Annotated in this window: 19 protein-coding genes; 6 read left to right on the forward strand and 13 right to left on the reverse strand. The window is 37.6% G+C overall.

What is annotated here, in order from left to right:
- Positions 1–102: 102 nt before the first annotated feature.
- On the reverse strand, positions 103–945 hold the full coding sequence (locus tag AB3I34_RS03075; protein WP_002357444.1) for a DegV family protein: 843 nt from the start codon (positions 943–945) through the stop codon (positions 103–105).
- Between the two features lie 131 nt (positions 946–1076).
- Between AB3I34_RS03075 and AB3I34_RS03080 the strand changes: the two genes are divergently transcribed.
- Together AB3I34_RS03080 and AB3I34_RS03085 are read left to right on the forward strand one after the other, a co-directional pair.
- Positions 1077–1730, forward strand: a complete 654-nt coding sequence (locus tag AB3I34_RS03080) for a hemolysin III family protein (RefSeq protein ID WP_002379487.1) — start codon at positions 1077–1079, stop codon at positions 1728–1730.
- A gap of 193 nt (positions 1731–1923) precedes the next feature.
- Positions 1924–2121, forward strand: coding sequence for a hypothetical protein (locus AB3I34_RS03085; protein ID WP_002360203.1), 198 nt, complete (start codon positions 1924–1926; stop codon positions 2119–2121).
- 105 nt (positions 2122–2226) lie between these two features.
- Here AB3I34_RS03085 and AB3I34_RS03090 read toward each other — a convergent pair whose 3' ends face one another.
- The 9 genes from AB3I34_RS03090 to AB3I34_RS03130 all read right to left on the reverse strand — a co-directional run bounded on the left by AB3I34_RS03090 (position 2227) and on the right by AB3I34_RS03130 (position 9807).
- A complete protein-coding gene (locus tag AB3I34_RS03090) occupies positions 2227–2739 on the reverse strand; it encodes an adenine phosphoribosyltransferase (RefSeq protein ID WP_002357441.1) in 513 nt (170 codons plus the stop codon).
- Positions 2740–2741: 2 nt separating this feature from the next.
- Entirely contained in the window at positions 2742–5054 is a 2313-nt protein-coding gene (gene recJ / locus AB3I34_RS03095) for a single-stranded-DNA-specific exonuclease RecJ (protein ID WP_016633914.1), read from the reverse strand.
- 154 nt (positions 5055–5208) lie between these two features.
- Positions 5209–5676, reverse strand: a complete 468-nt coding sequence (locus AB3I34_RS03100; protein ID WP_002369327.1) for a lipopolysaccharide assembly LapA domain-containing protein — start codon at positions 5674–5676, stop codon at positions 5209–5211.
- 16 nt (positions 5677–5692) lie between these two features.
- Positions 5693–6481, reverse strand: coding sequence for an SDR family oxidoreductase (locus AB3I34_RS03105; RefSeq protein WP_002357438.1), 789 nt, complete (start codon positions 6479–6481; stop codon positions 5693–5695).
- Entirely contained in the window at positions 6482–7423 is a 942-nt protein-coding gene (gene rnz / locus AB3I34_RS03110; protein ID WP_002360200.1) for a ribonuclease Z, read from the reverse strand.
- 214 nt (positions 7424–7637) lie between these two features.
- Positions 7638–8204 carry a hypothetical protein gene (locus AB3I34_RS03115; protein WP_002357436.1) on the reverse strand — a complete coding sequence of 189 codons (567 nt, stop codon included), beginning with the start codon at positions 8202–8204 and terminating at the stop codon, positions 7638–7640.
- Between the two features lie 120 nt (positions 8205–8324).
- The gene (locus AB3I34_RS03120) at positions 8325–8570 is read right to left on the reverse strand and encodes a KH domain-containing protein (RefSeq protein WP_002357435.1); all 246 of its coding nucleotides are present in this window, start codon (positions 8568–8570) and stop codon (positions 8325–8327) included.
- Positions 8571–8581: 11 nt separating this feature from the next.
- On the reverse strand, positions 8582–8857 hold the full coding sequence (gene rpsP / locus AB3I34_RS03125) for a 30S ribosomal protein S16 (protein WP_002357434.1): 276 nt from the start codon (positions 8855–8857) through the stop codon (positions 8582–8584).
- A 146-nt stretch (positions 8858–9003) separates the two neighbouring features.
- Positions 9004–9807, reverse strand: coding sequence for an N-acetyltransferase (locus AB3I34_RS03130; RefSeq protein WP_002369325.1), 804 nt, complete (start codon positions 9805–9807; stop codon positions 9004–9006).
- A 141-nt stretch (positions 9808–9948) separates the two neighbouring features.
- On the opposite strand from AB3I34_RS03130, the gene AB3I34_RS03135 reads away from it, so the two are divergent.
- The gene (locus AB3I34_RS03135; protein ID WP_002357432.1) at positions 9949–10503 is read left to right on the forward strand and encodes an NADPH-dependent FMN reductase; all 555 of its coding nucleotides are present in this window, start codon (positions 9949–9951) and stop codon (positions 10501–10503) included.
- Positions 10504–10620: 117 nt separating this feature from the next.
- Positions 10621–11376, forward strand: coding sequence for a MerR family transcriptional regulator (locus tag AB3I34_RS03140; protein ID WP_002357431.1), 756 nt, complete (start codon positions 10621–10623; stop codon positions 11374–11376).
- A 74-nt stretch (positions 11377–11450) separates the two neighbouring features.
- Here AB3I34_RS03140 and ffh read toward each other — a convergent pair whose 3' ends face one another.
- From ffh to AB3I34_RS03155, 3 genes are all read right to left on the reverse strand, one after another.
- Positions 11451–12869, reverse strand: coding sequence for a signal recognition particle protein (ffh, locus tag AB3I34_RS03145; protein ID WP_002361897.1), 1419 nt, complete (start codon positions 12867–12869; stop codon positions 11451–11453).
- Positions 12870–12873: 4 nt separating this feature from the next.
- Positions 12874–13212 carry a putative DNA-binding protein gene (locus AB3I34_RS03150; RefSeq protein WP_002357429.1) on the reverse strand — a complete coding sequence of 113 codons (339 nt, stop codon included), beginning with the start codon at positions 13210–13212 and terminating at the stop codon, positions 12874–12876.
- Positions 13213–13295: 83 nt separating this feature from the next.
- Positions 13296–13760: a DUF523 domain-containing protein gene (locus tag AB3I34_RS03155; protein WP_002369322.1), complete on the reverse strand. Its 465-nt coding sequence runs from the start codon at positions 13758–13760 to the stop codon at positions 13296–13298.
- A 162-nt stretch (positions 13761–13922) separates the two neighbouring features.
- Here AB3I34_RS03155 and AB3I34_RS03160 point away from each other — a divergent pair, with 162 nt between their 5' ends.
- Positions 13923–14633 carry a response regulator transcription factor gene (locus AB3I34_RS03160; protein ID WP_002357427.1) on the forward strand — a complete coding sequence of 237 codons (711 nt, stop codon included), beginning with the start codon at positions 13923–13925 and terminating at the stop codon, positions 14631–14633.
- Positions 14630–16405 (forward strand): two-component system histidine kinase PnpS, encoded by a 1776-nt coding sequence (gene pnpS, locus AB3I34_RS03165; protein ID WP_002390658.1) that lies wholly within the window; start codon positions 14630–14632, stop codon positions 16403–16405. Before AB3I34_RS03160 ends, pnpS begins: the two co-directional genes overlap by 4 nt.
- Positions 16406–16427 lie beyond the last annotated feature (22 nt).

Below are 16427 nucleotides of genomic sequence, written 5' to 3' on the forward strand. Positions count from 1 at the left end.
TTCGTCACTTCCTTTTAAATAAACCAACAAGAAATTTTCCTTTTCTTGTTAGAAAGAGGTTGCGTCTACTCATTTAAGAGCGAGACCCAACCTCGTTATTTCTTAGTCTGTATAGTACATAATAGCAAAGGCATTTTTTCCTGTATGTGTTGCAATGACTGGATTCGTATGTAATACGGGAATATCCATGTCTTTAAAGATTGCTTGTAATCCTTCTTTGAATCCATTTGCTAGTTCTAGCCCATCCGCATGAGAAATGCCAATTTGTCGAACATTTGGAATCTTACTTAATTCTGATTTCAATTCGTCAAACCATTTATTAAACGTTTTAACGCCGCGGCCTTTCGCTACAGGAATCAATTCCGTATTTTCAAAGTCCATGACAACTTTCATATTAAAAATGTTTGATAATAATCCTGTTGTACGGCTGATTCGTCCACCTTTAACCAAATTATCCAATGTTGAAATGCCAATGTATAATTTGGTATTTTGTTTGACGCGTTCAATTTCAGCTAAAATTTCTGGAACACCCGCTCCCGCTTGTGCCAATTTTGCTGCTTGAATGACTTGGAAAGACAAACCTTGGTCTGTAAAATCGCTATCAATCACCGTTACTTTACTTGATGATAAGTTGCTAGCTTGACGGGCCGCTTCAACCGTTCCACTTAAGCCTTTTGTCATGTGAATCGAAATTACTTCACTGCCATCTTCACCTAAGCGATCATATAATTCTACAAATTCACCAATTGGTGGTTGACTCGTTTTGGGTAAGGCCTTCGCATTAGCCATCATGTCCATAAATTTTTCGCCTGGCAAATGATCATCATCTGGATAAACAACGCCATCAACCATAATTGATAAAGGCATCATATGGATATTTAATTCATCTCTAAGACTTTTTTCCATCGTACATGAAGAATCCGTTACGATTTTAACGTTTGTCATAAATTTATCACTCTTTCTTTAAAAGGAACCTGTTTTCATGGTAGAATACCATTAAACGGTTAATTATCTAGTTATAGTATAACAGACACTGCCGAATTTTTCATCAAATTAAAATAAAGGAAGTGAATTTATTGGAAAAAACGCATTTCTCAAAAAAATACCTAATCGTGAACGAAGTCTTAAATGCAGTTACACATGGCATAGGCGCAGGTTTAAGTATTGCTGGCTTAGTCATTTTACTTGTTAAAGGAGCTCGTTTAGGCTCACCGATTCACGTGGTATCTTATGCTATTTATGGCTCCATGTTGATTCTACTTTTTTTATCTTCAACGTTATTTCATAGTTTAATTTTTACAAGAGCCAAAAAGGTCTTTCAGGTCTTCGATCATAGTTCTATTTTCTTATTGATTGCTGGCAGCTATACGCCGTTTTGCTTAATTAGTATTGGCGGTTGGTTAGGTTGGACCTTATTTAGTTTAGTCTGGTTAATCGCCGTTGTCGGTATTGTCTATAAATCCCTCACGTTGCATAAACAAGAAACAGTGAAAAACATTTCAACGATTATTTATATTGTTTTAGGTTGGCTCTGTATCATCGCTGCTCGTCCGTTATATGAATCTCTTGGGTTTACAGGAACAGCGTTATTGGTCGCAGGGGGCGTGTCTTACACATTAGGTGCAGCCTTCTATTCATTGAAAAATGTGCGGTTTATGCATGTAGTTTGGCACTTGTTCGTCATGCTTGCAGCGATCCTCATGTATTTTTCTGTTCTCTTTTATACGTAATCACAGCACAATAAGAACACGATGCTCAAAGCATCGTGTTCTTTTATTGCCCTAAATCTCTTTATTATAAAGGATTATTCTTCTTTTCGAATTATTTTAACATAAATTAGTAGAAAAGACTTTACAAAACGAACATACATTCGTATAATAACAATACGAACACTCGTTCGAATCAAATGAAGAGGTGATACACATGGAAGCAATTCGTCGTGTTGGATTTTTATTTTTTGTATTGGTTATAGGTATTTTTTTGGGAACATTAGGATTACGTCTTGCTTTTATGATCGTGACGCCGTTATTTATTCTTTGGTTTATGTCATGGGATGAGAAGCGTTATACACGTACACGTAAACAACAGCAAGCAAGATACGTTTATCGTAAGTTCCCTTAATAAATAATAAAACGGTGTGTCCCCCCCAAGCTATGCTCCGTTTTTATAAATATGTCAAAGAAAGAGCGAAGGATTAAATCCTTCGCTCTTTCTAATTAAATTAGATTAGTATTCCATTAAGGTAACAATATCGTAGCCATCAATTTTATCACGGCCATGTAAATCCATTAATTCAATTAGGAACGCACAACCAACCACAATACCACCTAATTGTTCGACTAATTCGATGGTTGCTTTAATAGTACCACCAGTTGCTAACAAGTCATCACAAATCAAAACACGTTGACCTGGTGTGATGGCATCTTTGTGCAACGTTAATGTATCTGAACCATATTCTAAGTCATAAGTCACTTCGATGGTTTCACGAGGAAGTTTTCCTTTTTTACGAACCGGAGCAAAGCCAACCCCTAGTTCATAAGCCACTGGACAGCCGACAATAAAGCCACGAGCTTCCGGTCCTACAACCATATCAATTCTTTTTTCTTTCGCGTAATCCACGATTTGTTTCGTTGCTTCACGGTAGGCATCCCCATTAGCCATTAATGGAGAAATGTCACGGAACACGATCCCTTTCTCAGGATAATCTGGAATGCTTGCAATGTAATCTCTTAAATCCATTTTTATTTGTCCTCCTCATTCCACAGCCATTGTTGTATTGTTTGACAATCACTGTAAAGTAGAAATTCTTCTGTTTTTATTTTTTTCAATCGTTGTTGGTACACTTGACTTTCAGTCAATGGTCGATTGTCGGGTTTCTCAATACTGTTTAAAACACCGCTTTCTATTGTAACAAATCCTAAGTCAAAAAACACCTGTATCATGAAAATTAATAATTTTTCTTGGATATTTAAGTAATTTGCCACCTTCGATAGCTGGGAACGTAGATTTACTTCTTTTTGCTGCAAAATAAATTTATACAATGTTGCAAATTGTTCACGTGAAGCCATACCGTTTAAATAAGCTTCTTCTGGTGAAATAAACATCATGTATATACGTTGTATCTCAGTCGCTTCAACAATTTCTTTAACCGTGATTGCTTCCACAGGACAGTCGACAAAAACCAGTTGTTCGATTTGATTTTGAGAAACAGCTTCCACCAATTCTTTTTGGTTTGACCAAACAATAATATTAGCGGTTGGATCTGAAATGAATTTTTGATTTTTTTCATCAAACAAAAGATAAGCTGTTGCTTCTGAAGGAATTGGTTTCGTTTGATTATTTTTGCCACGAAAATCAAATAATTGTCTTCCCGATACAGCAAAATCAGTCACCATTAATTGTGGTTTCTTACGACCATTCCATTCATTGATGGAAAGTTGGCCTGCCACATCGGCGGTTCCTTGTGCTAGTTCATCCGCTTGAGGCCCCATTTGAAAAGCAATTGCATCCAATTGTGCCCCTTCTTGATTCATTTGAAATTTCAGATGTGCATTATCTGCACCAATTTGCCGAATTTGCGTAGGCGTGATTTCCTTAAATACAAAAGTTGGAACAGTATTATCGGTCCCAAAAGGCGCCAAAATACGCAATTGATCAATAAAAGTAGTCGTGGCCTGCGAAACCGCTAAGCTCTCACTAATGAGCAACTCTTGTCCATTAGCCATATCAATTTGATTTTTTTCAATAAAGTGTACCAAATGTTCTTGAACAAAAGGAATATTTTCAACAGGTAAAGTCATTCCCGCTGCCATATGATGCCCACCAAAATGAGTGAATTGCTCACGCACTTCGTTCAACGCCTCATAGAGATTCAATGCGCTAATGCTACGTCCAGAGCCTTTAGCGGTCGTACCAGATTCATCTATTGCTAAAATAATGGTTGGTTTCCCCGTTTCTTGCATAATGCGGCCCGCGACAATCCCTAAGACGCCTTCATGCCAGCCTTGTTTCGCTAAAATATGGACCGGCGCATTCGGGTCGATTAAATCCAGGGCTTCTTTGGCAATCGTCGTTACAATGTCTTTTCGTTCATTGTTTTGTTGATCGATATATTTAGCGATTTCCAGCGCTTGTTCTTCATCAAATGTAGTCATCAATTCAACACCTGGTGCGGCTTCCCCTAATCGACCTAATGCGTTTAAACGAGGTCCAATGGTAAAGCCAATTGATTCTTCTGAAACAGCTTCCTTTTTCACACCCGCTTCTTGTAATAAAACGTCTAAACCAATTCGATCACCAGTTTGAATCATTTGAAGGCCCATTTTGACAAACGTTCTATTTTCATCGGTTAATGAAACCAAGTCAGCAATCGTCCCAATTGCTACCAAATCTAATAACTCAATTGGCAATTCACCAAGTAACGCAGTAGCGACTTTGAAAGCCACGCCAACACCAGCTAAATCTCCAAAAGGATAGTCACCTTGTGGATGTCTAGGGTGGACAATCGCATAGGCTTCTGGTAATTGTTCAGGCAATTCATGATGGTCAGTAACGATTACATCTACTCCTTGTGCCATAGCGTAGTTAATTGCTTCATGTCCGGCTACACCATTATCAACGGTTACAATTAATTGGACTCCTTGTTCAATTTGTTCAGCAAATACGTCTTTATTAGGCCCATAGCCATGAACAAAACGATTCGGTAGAAAGTACTGAACCATGCCACCGACTAATTCGATTGCTTCTTTCATAACCGTGGTACTAGTGATGCCATCTGCATCATAATCCCCATAGACAAGGATTTGTTCACCCGCTTCGACGGCTTGCTGGATGCGGGCTACCGCTTTCTCCATATCATGCATTAAGAACGGATCATAAATATCTTCGATAGTCGGATGTAGAAACTTACGTAATGCTTCTTCTGTCCGGATATTGCGGTGCCATAAAAGTTGGCCAATTAATGGATTAATTTCTTCTTTTTTTAATTGTTCTATAAATTCTACAGGTAATTCTGTCTTTGTCTGTAACTGCCATTGATAGTTTGATTTTTTCACGACGTCACTCCTAACCAAGTAATTATAGCAAAATTTTTCCAAAAACTAAAGAAAGCATTTTTTTAAATCTGAGAAAAAAACTGTGATATCTGTTAGATAAATAGCAGATATCACAGTTTTATTTTAAAAGAAACTTAGTGATAAAGTCTCTTCCTTATTTTTGTTCCTCTTCATTCACACGAGGTTTCACATAACGATCAATACGACTACCTGACACAGGCGTTACGTCTACTTCTGTGTTTGACGTTTGTTCGTTGACCACTGGTTCTGAGACTTGTGGTGCTGCCGCTTGTTTGGCTTGCAAATCAGCCAATTGATTATCAAAAGAACGTTGAACTTTTTCCGTTTCTTCTTTGACTAATTTATCCATATCATTTTTATAAATATCCAACTCTTTTTGTACAGCTTTTAATTCCTTACGTTGGTTCCAAATGGTGGTTGTGGAGGTTAGTAATCCAACTAGTGCGCCAATAATTGCAGAACCTAAAATAATTAAGATTAACGGTCCACTAATTTTAGTAAAACCAAAGTTTACTGGAACAGCTTGATTATTTAAAACAGCAAAAATAACAACAATTAAGACCAACACAAGGCCCAAAATAACACGCCATTGATTTTTCATGACTTGATCGACTCCTTTATTTTTTATTTAAAATATTTCCCGCTATGAAATCTCCTAAATGTGGAAACAATGTATAAAAGCGGGCTGCCGCTTCCATGACAAATGGACGATTAATCTCACGTCGAGAAGTCCCCATACTCCCAACCACTTCTTTCGCTAATTTCGTAGGGTCCAAAACAATTTTATCCACCGCAGCTAGATATGTGCCTGTCGGGTCCGCTTTATCAAAGAATTCTGTTTGGATTGGTCCTGGATTGACAGTCGTTACTGCTACACCCAACGGTTTCAATTCTAAACGTAAAGCATTTGAAAAACCTAACACAGCAAATTTCGTTGCAGAATAAACGGTTGATTTAGCTGTAGCCATCTTCCCAGCCATTGAAGCAACGTTGATAATATGTCCTTGCCCAGCTTCAATCATTTTAATAGCTACTTTTTGAGTAAACGTCATCATTCCTAGAACGTTGACATCAAACATTTGGCGTGCAACAGCCAAGTCAATTTCAACAAAATTTTCAAACAAGCCAAAACCAGCATTGTTGACTAAAACATCTATAGGACCAACTTCTGCTGAAATAGCTTCAACCACACGTTCAACACTTTCTGGATCGGCAATATCTAATTGATAAGAAAATGCTTCTCGTCCGCTTAAAACAGCACACTGCTCGCGAACTTTACCAATCAAATTAATTCTGCGGGCGCAGACAACGACGACCGCCCCTTGTTTAGCTGCTTCATAACAAATTTGTTCACCTAAACCAGCTGAACCTCCAGTTACGACAACGACTTTATTTGTTAAATCCATCTAAGCTCCTCCTTCATTGGCAAATGGAATCTCAATGATATCCATATCTTTTACGATTTTTGTATTGGGGAAAATTTCTTGGGCTTCTTCTTGAAGCTGATAGGCCTCTTTGGTTAAATAACGGGCACTAATATGCGTTAAAATAAGTTGTTTTACTTGCGCTTCTTTTGCAACTTCAGCTGCTTGTTGACTGGTTGAGTGGAAGTAGGCTTTTGCCATTTTTGCTTCGTGTTTATTAAACGTACTTTCATGGACTAAAACATCCGCTCGTCGTGCTAAAGTTACACTATTTTTGGTTTTGCGAGTGTCTCCTAAAATCGTCACGATTCGTCCAGGTTTACGCTCTCCCACAAACGCTTGTCCATTAATTTCCTGTCCATCAAAAACAATCGTTTCACCACGTTTGAGTTTGCCATACAACGGCCCAGAAGGAATCCCTAAAGCTTGAAGTTTCTCTACTTGTAATTCTCCTTCATGCGCTGCTTCCTCAATTCGATAGCCAAAGCTCGTGATGCCATGGTCCAAGATATTACAGCGAACAGTGAATTGTTTATCTTTAAAAATAACGTCATTTTCTTTCGTTAATTCAATAAATTTCAGTGGATAGGACAACCGCGATTGCGAGACCCGTAAAGAAGTCTTGACAAAGTCAGCAATCCCAACTGGTCCATAGATTTCTAAAGGTTCTGTCCCGCCCTGAAAAGAACGACTACTTAACAAACCAGGTAAACCAAAAATATGATCCCCATGTAAATGTGTAATAAAAATCTTTTCAATTTTTCTTGGGCGAATACTACTTTTTAAAATTTGCAATTGAGTCCCTTCCCCACAATCGAAGAGCCAAACTGCATTTCGTTCATCTAATAATTTCAACGCAATTCCTGTGACATTGCGATGTTTTGCTGGTACACCAGCGCCTGTTCCTAAAAATTGTATTTCCATCTGCTACCATACTTTCTTTTAAACTTCCTTTTTATTTTAGAAGAAGTTTGCTCCTTTAGCAAATAATAATTTATCTATTTTCTCAAAGTTTCCTTCTTAGTTTACCGTATTTTACGATAAAATAACAAAAAATTAGCAAACTACCATAAAAAACCGTGATTTCTTAGTATTTTAAAAGACTGTTTTCCTTTATTCAGAAAACAGTCTTTGCTCCTTATTCTTCTTTCGATGTTGCTTCTTTGTGTTGTTCTTTTTTTGCTTGCCACGATTGTTTCGCTTCATTTGCAACTTCGTTCGCATCGTTAATTTCTTGTTGGACTTCCTCTAAATCAAGCCGCGTGATTTCGCCACCTAAGTCAAACATAACCAATTGGTTGAGCGGACGGTTGTCTTCTTCTTCTGCAATTAATAACAATCCCGTTTGTCCTTCATCAATCTTTTGAATCACATGTTCAAAAACCGTTTGTGCTTCTTGAATTTCTTTGGCGTCTTTGCTTGCACCATACATACTTCCAGCAAACCAGCCAAAAAGAATGCCCAGAGGACCACCTAATATGCCTACTAGCATCCCAATCATGCTATCTTTTGATGTATGATTGTTGCCTGTAAAATCGATAAAATCATTGATTTTAAATTGATGCTGGCCATCATTAACATGCGTAACAACCGCCATTTGCTCACCTTTAAGCTGTCTTTCTGCCTGCATCTTTTTTATTTCGGAAAATGCTTGGTACGATTTACTTTCAATATCAAAGTTCATAATGATAATTCGTTTTGCCATACAAATCGCTCCTTTATTCTGGATACATCTATTTTAGCAAGAAAGGCCTATCTCTAGCAATGAAAACTTTTTGGTTATGTATAAAAAAAGAAGATAGCTAGGCTACCTCCTTGTTAATGCTTATTTACCATCAAGAATATTTAAACGGACCTTTTTCGGACCATCGATACGTACACTATAAACAATTGTCCGAATTGCTTTTGCAACACGCCCTTGTTTACCAATGATACGTCCAATATCTTCTTTGGCCACAGTCAAATTATACTCGAGGAAATCAGTTGATTCCTCAATTTCTAATGAGACTGCTTCAGGTTGACTGACTAACGGACGGACAATAGTTAAAATTAACTCTTTCACATCTGCCATATTCAATCACCTTATTTCTTAACGTTTTTAGCTTCATGATGTTTTTTCATAACGCCTTCTTTTGAAAGGATGTTACGAACTGTATCAGAAGGTTGCGCACCTTTAGATAACCAATCTAAAACTAAATCTTCTTTTAAAACTACTTCTGCAGGGTCTTTCAAAGGGTTGTAAGTACCTACAGTTTCGATGAAACGTCCATCACGAGGAGAACGAGAATCAGCTACTACAATACGGTAAAAAGGACTCTTTTTAGAACCCATACGTTTTAAACGAATTTTAACTGCCATTATTAAATACACCTCCATTAACTTAATCACAAGAGTTAGTTTAACAGATTAACAACAACCTGTAAAGAGTTTTTTCTTGACACCTTTACTTTTTTTCAATTTTTTTAGCCAATTTGCAGGAAAACAAACGAAATAATGAAGAATTTTTACAAAATTTGATAATAGTTGTACTGGTTTCTCACTTGAAAGCCTTCTGTTTGATAGAGATGAAGCGCTGCTTGATTTTCTGTTTCAACTTCTAAAAAAATAGTCGCTGAAGCTGAATTTTCTAAAATCATTCGGAGCGCAGACTGTAACACTTGACGGCCAAGACCGCGACCTCGTTGCGTTTTTGTCACAACAAAGCCATAAATCCCCCATTCGTTTTCAAAATGATCCAAACGTAGCGTGGCTAAAAGTTGATTGTTTTCTTTATAAATAAGTGTTCGTTGAAGGTCCTCCGGCAAAGGCGTACCTTCGAGTAACCTAGCCAAGGAATCCAAATCAGCCACTTGTGGTCGGAGAAGTGTCAGCTTCGCCAACGCCTGTGAGTAAGTTTCTCTTTGAAAAACCAGATACTGTTCTGAAAAAGCTGGCACAATTCCTTGTCTATTAAAATAATTCAGGCCAACAGATTGCTTGTCGTCCATCACGAGAAAGACTTCTTTCATTCCCCACAAAGCTGCTTGCTTTTCGAGTTCTTGAACAAGTTCTTCAAAAAATGGTCCTACATTTGGCGCAACAATCGTCGCTTCCAAGGTTTCCCCATCAAAACAATACCCTACGATATATGCTTGAATGGTTTGTTCCTTCCTGTATAAACCATAATAAGTATAAGCTGATTCCTCAGGAAATGTTTGTTCCAATTTATAAAAAGTTCCTTGTTTAATCATTTCCTTGTTTTTTAATTCAGTCAATGTTTGTTTCTCCAACTGTGTTAACTGTCGGCGCCAATTTATTTTTTTATTCAAGCAGTTGCTCCTTTACTCATCCTTTTACTAGCTATTATACGTGAAGTTACGAAGTTCAACAATGTACAAGGATAAAACGTTTGCGCTTTTTTTGAAAAAGTACTATCATAAAGTAAGTAAAAGAAAAATGGAGGGATTTACATGACAAAAAAAATTGGTATTTTTGTAGGGAGTTTAAGAAAAGATTCATTTAACAAATTGGTAGCAAAAACAATGGCGGACTTATTTCCAGCTGATTTCGAACCTGTTTTCATTAACATAGGTGATTTAGAATTATACAATCAAGATTTGGATGATGAAGGAACCCCCACCGAAGCTTGGACAACATTCCGTGAAGAAGTTAAACAAGTAGATGGCGTAATGTTTGTAACACCAGAATATAACCGTTCAGTACCAGCTGTTTTAAAAAATGCATTGGATGTCGGTTCACGTCCGTATGGCGAAAGCGTTTGGGATAAAAAACCAGGACTTGTGGTGAGTGTTTCACCAGGTGCAATTAGCGGATTTGGTGCGAACCATCATTTAAGACAATCATTAGTCTTCTTAAATGTTCCAACTTTACAACAACCTGAAGCCTATATTGGCGGTATTACGAACTTAATTGGTGAAGATGGTAAAATTATTGATGGCACTGTTGGCTTCTTACAATCAATTGTAGATGCTTACGTGGATTTCTTTAATCGCTTAACTGCCTAATTGAATCAATCGAGAAAAAGTGAGGCAACTTTTTACAGGTTGTCTCACTTTTTTTATTTTTTTGCTTGACCCTCTCGTTACGTAAAGGTTTATGATAGATTTTGTCAGGAGGAATGAATGATGGAATATACAATTAAAAAAATGGCTTCACTATCTGGCGTCAGTGCACGGACGTTACGATATTATGATGAAATTGGTCTTCTTCAACCAGCCAGAATTAATTCTTCTGGTTATCGAATTTACGGGCAAGCCGAGGTGAATCGTTTGCAACAAATTCTTTTTTACCGTGAATTGGATCTGAAACTAGATGAAATTAAAGAAATTTTGGAGCAACCTGACTTTAATGTTGAACAGGCTTTATACGAGCATCAACAAAAACTATTGGAAAAGCGCAATGAAATTGATCGTCTTTTAGCCTCTGTTCAACAAACCTTACACCATTACAAAGGAGAGATAAACATGTCAGATCAGCAAAAATTCGAAGCATTCAAACAACAAAAAGTTCAAGAAAACGAAGAAAAATATGGTAAAGAGATTCGGGAAAAATATGGCAACGAAACGATTGAACAAGCCAACAAAAAATATTTAAACTTGACGGAAAAAGACATGCAAGCAATGCAGAACGTGGAAAAAGATTTATTTTCTAAGTTAGCCATGTATCAAAAATCACCCAAGTTGACTAGCCAACTTGCGCAAGAAATTTTCCAATTACACAAAGATTGGTTAATGTACTCTTGGTCAAGCTATTCGCCAGAAGCACACAAAGGGTTAGGCCTTATGTATGTTGGCGATGAACGATTTACGTCATATTATGAACAACACGGCGCTGGTTTTGCCGAAGCGTTAAACGCAATTATCCAAAACTACGCTTAAACAGAAAGTGCGCCATCAGTCGAAGAGACTGATGACGCACTTTCTGTTTCTTCCAATAATTAACTAAAGCCTGTTTATCTTTTTTTCTTTTTCTTCTTTTTGTTTTTCTTCATCATACGATTCATGGCCATTTTACCTAGCTTGCCTTTAACGCCGCCACCTAACATTTGATCCATACCAGGAATGTTCATATCCCCTTTGGACATTTGTTGCATCATTTTTTTGGATTCTTTAAATTGTTTAATCATACGATTGACTTCAACCACACTATTTCCTGAACCAGCTGCAATTCTGCGGCGGCGACTAGGATTTAATAGATCAGGATTTTCACGTTCTGCAGGGGTCATTGATAAGACCATCGCCCGTTTCCGTGCCACATCTTTTGGATCGACTTTGACATTTTCAATACCAGGCATGTTACTCATTCCAGGGATCATTTTTAATAAGTCTTCAATCGGTCCCATGCCCATAACTTGATCCAATTGCTCAATGAAATCGTTAAAGTCAAAACTGTTTTCTTTCATTTTTTGAGCAAGTTCTTCTGCTTTTTTCTCATCGTAATCTTGTTGCGCTTTTTCAATTAGCGTCAACATGTCCCCCATACCTAGGATACGACTCGACATACGATCGGGATGGAAAATTTCTAAATCGGTTAATTTTTCACCAGAACCGACAAATTTAATCGGAGCACCCGTTACTGCCCGAATTGACAGCGCAGCCCCCCCACGAGTATCGCCATCCATTTTGGTAATAACAACCCCAGTAATTCCAAGCTGTTCATTAAAACTATCTGCAACGTTGACAGCATCTTGCCCCGTCATCGCATCAACAACTAACAGAATTTCATTGGGATCAGCCAACTCTTTAATTTGTTTCAATTCGTCCATTAAAGCTTCGTCAATGTGTAAACGGCCGGCCGTATCAATTAAGACATAATCATTTTTCTTTTCTTTTGCTAATGCTAACCCTTGACGAACAATTTCCACTGGATTAGCATCTGTTCCCATATCAAAAACGGGAACTTCTAATTGTTGACCTAAAACCTTCAACTGATCAATCGCTGCTGGACGATAAACGTCACCAGCGATTAAAAGCGGACGAGCGTTTTCAGTTTTCATTAAGTGTTTTGCTAATTTACCAGTAAAAGTTGTTTTACCAGCCCCTTGTAACCCTGTCATCATAATCACTGTCGGGATTTTTGGAGATTTATTCAGTTCAACCGTTTCTGAACCTAACGTTTTCGTTAATTCTTCATCAACAATTTTTACAATTTGTTGGGCTGGTGATAAGCTTTCTAATACTTCGACTCCTACTGCCCGTTCTCTGACACGTTTTGTGAAATCTTTGACCACTTGTAAATTAACGTCGGCTTCTAATAAAGCCAAACGGATTTCTCGCATCATTTCTTTTACGTCGGCTTCGGAAACTTTTCCCTTACGACGGATTTTACTCATTGCCTGCTGTAGGCGGTTTGTTAAACTCTCAAAAGCCATAGTTTCATTCCTCTATTTCTTGAATTTGTTCAATATATTTTTTGATTTCACTATCTTTGGGATAAGTTTCTTGAACATACTGCTGTAGTTGTTCAAGATATTCTTTCCGTACAACATAGTTTGAATAAAGATGTAACTTTTTTTCGTATTCTTCTAAAATTTTTTCGGTTCGTTTAATGTTATCATAAACCGCTTGGCGACTAACCTCATATTCTTCCGCAATTTCTCCTAAAGAAAAGTCATCAGCATAGTAAAGCTCCATATAATTCATCTGCTTTTCCGTTAATAATGTCGAATAAAATTCAAATAACGCATTCATGCGGTTTGTTTTTTCCATTTCCATGAGCCGTGCTCCCATCTTCAATCCCTTATAGGTTACCGATTTCATAGGGAATAGTCAATCTTTTTTTACTAAGTTTTTACCTTTTAAAAAGAAATGTCCGCAAGTTGCCATGTTTCTTCAGAATAAACGGTCATTCCTTGTTGAATAAAATAAGCAGTTGCGACTCCAACTCCAGCTTTTTTAATGCCAGAAAATTGTCCATCATAAATCAGCTGGCTGCCACAGCTGGGACTTTTTTCTTTCAAAATCAAGGTTGTAATTTGTAGGGCTTTTAATTTTTGATACGCGCGTTGTGCCCCTGCTTTAAATGTCTCAGTCACATCTTCCCCGTTATCCGTATATACATAAGCAGTATTCGCCCAAACATCAAAGCCATCCCCGCCAATGATTTCTGCTGGCGGACGTGGAATAGGCAACTCCCCTAAAACTTCGGGACAAATCATTATTGCTTTTCCATTAGTTACAAGTTGTTTTAACGCTTCTTGTTCTTGAGATTTTCCATCGTAACGGCAACAAATCCCACCTAAGCAACTACTAATACCAATCATTCGCTTCTCCTCATTTCATTTCTCTATTATACCATGAGTTGACTTTTCTCAAAAGTAGCATTCTCGCTTACTTTAAAGTAAGTTCTTCCTCTAAAAATATGTTAAACTAACAATAGTGAAATATACACTTATTTTCAGAAATTTCTTGAAGGAGTTATGTAAATGAAAAAAGTTCTTGTCGTCGATGATGAACCATCGATTTTAACTTTGTTAACCTTTAATTTGGAAAAAGAAGGCTATCAGGTGACTACTTCCGAAGATGGTAAAAACGGCTTCGAATTAGCTTTGTCTAATCAATATGATTTTATAATTTTAGATGTAATGCTTCCTGGTATGGATGGCTTAGAAATTACCAAAGCACTTCGTCGAGAAAAAATTGACACGCCTATTTTGATTTTAACTGCCAAAGATGAACAAGTAGATAAAATCATCGGCTTAGAAATTGGGGCAGATGATTATTTAACAAAACCTTTTAGTCCCAGAGAAGTCCTAGCACGCATGAAAGCTATTTTCCGTCGTTTAAAACCTACCACGACCGAAACGCTTCAAGAGGACACACCTAAAGCTCCGCTTGTGATTGGCGAGATTCGTGTGGATGAACAAAATTATGAAGTCTTTGTGCGCAATCAGCCCATTGAGCTAACACCGAAAGAATTTGAATTACTCGTTTACTTCATGAAACGCAAAGATCGGGTCATTAATCGGGAAACCTTGTTGGAACGAATTTGGCAATATGACTTCGCTGGACAAAGTCGCATCGTCGATGTCCACATTAGTCATTTACGTGATAAAATCGAGCCCGATCCCAAACGGCCCGTTTACTTAGTAACTGTCCGTGGCTTTGGCTACCGTTTTCAGGAGCCAAAACGATGAAAAAGAGACTGCGGATTGAATATTTTTTAGTTGCGGCAGTCATGCTTTTATTATTTGTCGGGAGTATTGCAGCGACCAATTTTTTCTTTCAAAAAGAAATGGTTGCTCAGCAAGAAACCTATTTAAGAAGAAAAAATACCCTTTTAACAGACCAGTTGCCCCCTTCCGTTTTCGAAAAAGGGCAACTGACAAACCAACAACAACTCCTTGTCACCCATGCGTTAGATGATGCAGAAGAACGGGTAACTTTGTTGCAAAAAAATGGTACCGTCTTTTTTGACAGCAGCCAAAATGAACCGCTAGAGTCGCACAAAAAACGACCTGAAATCGCTGCGGTTCTATCAGGAGCTACCTATGGTTCAGCTTTACGAAAGAGTAAAACGTTAAATAAAGAACTTCTGTACGTTGCCACGCCTGTTTTAAAATCAGGAGAAATCGTTGGCATTATTCGGATTTCGGAACAAACCGCGCTATTTTCTAAAAATATTCAATCTTTTCGTCGCTATATTATCTTTACATTTGGCATCTTGTTCCTACTAATTACCTTGTTTATCTTTTTATTGTTACGGCAAAAAAATCAACCGCTAGTGACTGTCTTACCGATTCTGAAACGAATGCTTAAACATCCAGATGAAAATCGATCCATTATCCAGCAATCTTCTGAATGGAATGAACTTTACGAAACTATTAACCTACTGAGTCAACAAGTAAGTCAAACGTATAAAGCGTATACGTCTGCGGATGAGCAATTTCACGAACTTTTAGATGAGTTGATGATTGGTGTCTTTATCATTGATACGCAAGGACGGCTTCGTCTGTTGAACCCTAAAATGCAGGAAATGTTAGGACTCTCTGCTAAAAATATGCAAAGCAATTATCTCGAAGTGATTCAAGACGCCGATTTGATTCATTTAATCCATCAAGTCGTCGCTGAAAAAAACAGTTTACATCAAGAAATCACTGTGACACAAGGACCAACACCTTTACGATTAGATCTTTCTCTTCGTTACTTGGATGATCAAAGCGCCAATGATTATCAAGTGTTAGGAATTGCCTATGATTTAACGCGCGTTCGCCAACTAGAAAAAATGCAAAAAGATTTTGTATCAAACGTGTCTCATGAATTAAAAACGCCTGTCACTTCTCTTTTGGGCTTTACCGAGACACTCATAGACGGTGCCAAAGAAGATCCGGAAGTCCTTAATCAATTTTTGCACATCATGCAAAAAGATGCCCAGCGTCTGCAACAATTAATTCAAGAAATTTTAGAACTTTCTCGGGGCAGCGCGACAATTCCTTATGCAGAACAAGAAATTACTTTAGAAAAATTTATTACAGAAATTCTCGGTTCTTATCAGCAACAATTGGCAGCAAAACAGCTGAAAACAGTCGTTCATGGTCTGCCAGAGAGCCAGTTTTTCACCAAATACGAATTGTTTTATCCAATCGTGAAGAATCTAATTGAAAATGCCATTCAGTATTCCCAAGAAAATGGTCAGATTACTATTTCTTATGCTATAGAAAATCAGCAATTACGTTTATCTGTTCAAGATACTGGCATTGGCATTAGTCAAAAAGACCAAGAACGGATCTTTGAACGGTTCTATCGTGTCGATAAAGCACGTAGCCGTCATTCTGGTGGCACCGGTCTAGGTCTAGCTATTGTCCAAAATTACACAGAATTATTAGGCGGTAAAATCGCCATTGATAGTCACTTAGGCTTAGGGACCACTTTTACAATCACCTTGCCTTTAACAAAAAAAGAAGCCTAAAAAAACTCAGCCAATCCTGTTT

This window comes from Enterococcus sp. C102(2024) (genome assembly GCF_040888205.1).
GTDB classification, from domain to species: Bacteria; Bacillota; Bacilli; order Lactobacillales; family Enterococcaceae; genus Enterococcus; species Enterococcus faecalis.

Excerpts from the sequence above, each read along its gene's own strand:
- AB3I34_RS03155 (WP_002369322.1), bottom strand. The coding sequence starts at position 13,760 with ATGATTGGTATTAGTAGTTGCTTAGGTGGGATTTGTTGCCGTTACGAT.
- AB3I34_RS03115 (WP_002357436.1), bottom strand. The coding sequence starts at position 8,204 with ATGGCAAAACGAATTATCATTATGAACTTTGATATTGAAAGTAAATCG.
- AB3I34_RS03100 (WP_002369327.1), bottom strand. The coding sequence starts at position 5,676 with ATGAAAAATCAATGGCGTGTTATTTTGGGCCTTGTGTTGGTCTTAATT.
- AB3I34_RS03160 (WP_002357427.1), top strand. The coding sequence starts at position 13,923 with ATGAAAAAAGTTCTTGTCGTCGATGATGAACCATCGATTTTAACTTTG.
- rpsP (WP_002357434.1), bottom strand. The coding sequence starts at position 8,857 with ATGGCAGTTAAAATTCGTTTAAAACGTATGGGTTCTAAAAAGAGTCCT.
- AB3I34_RS03135 (WP_002357432.1), top strand. The coding sequence starts at position 9,949 with ATGACAAAAAAAATTGGTATTTTTGTAGGGAGTTTAAGAAAAGATTCA.
- AB3I34_RS03140 (WP_002357431.1), top strand. The coding sequence starts at position 10,621 with ATGATGGAATATACAATTAAAAAAATGGCTTCACTATCTGGCGTCAGT.
- AB3I34_RS03075 (WP_002357444.1), bottom strand. The coding sequence starts at position 945 with ATGACAAACGTTAAAATCGTAACGGATTCTTCATGTACGATGGAAAAA.
- AB3I34_RS03150 (WP_002357429.1), bottom strand. The coding sequence starts at position 13,212 with ATGGAAATGGAAAAAACAAACCGCATGAATGCGTTATTTGAATTTTAT.
- pnpS (WP_002390658.1), top strand. The coding sequence starts at position 14,630 with ATGAAAAAGAGACTGCGGATTGAATATTTTTTAGTTGCGGCAGTCATG.
- rnz (WP_002360200.1), bottom strand. The coding sequence starts at position 7,423 with ATGGAAATACAATTTTTAGGAACAGGCGCTGGTGTACCAGCAAAACAT.
- AB3I34_RS03085 (WP_002360203.1), top strand. The coding sequence starts at position 1,924 with ATGGAAGCAATTCGTCGTGTTGGATTTTTATTTTTTGTATTGGTTATA.
- AB3I34_RS03090 (WP_002357441.1), bottom strand. The coding sequence starts at position 2,739 with ATGGATTTAAGAGATTACATTGCAAGCATTCCAGATTATCCTGAGAAA.
- ffh (WP_002361897.1), bottom strand. The coding sequence starts at position 12,869 with ATGGCTTTTGAGAGTTTAACAAACCGCCTACAGCAGGCAATGAGTAAA.
- AB3I34_RS03105 (WP_002357438.1), bottom strand. The coding sequence starts at position 6,481 with ATGGATTTAACAAATAAAGTCGTTGTCGTAACTGGAGGTTCAGCTGGT.
- AB3I34_RS03120 (WP_002357435.1), bottom strand. The coding sequence starts at position 8,570 with ATGGCAGATGTGAAAGAGTTAATTTTAACTATTGTCCGTCCGTTAGTC.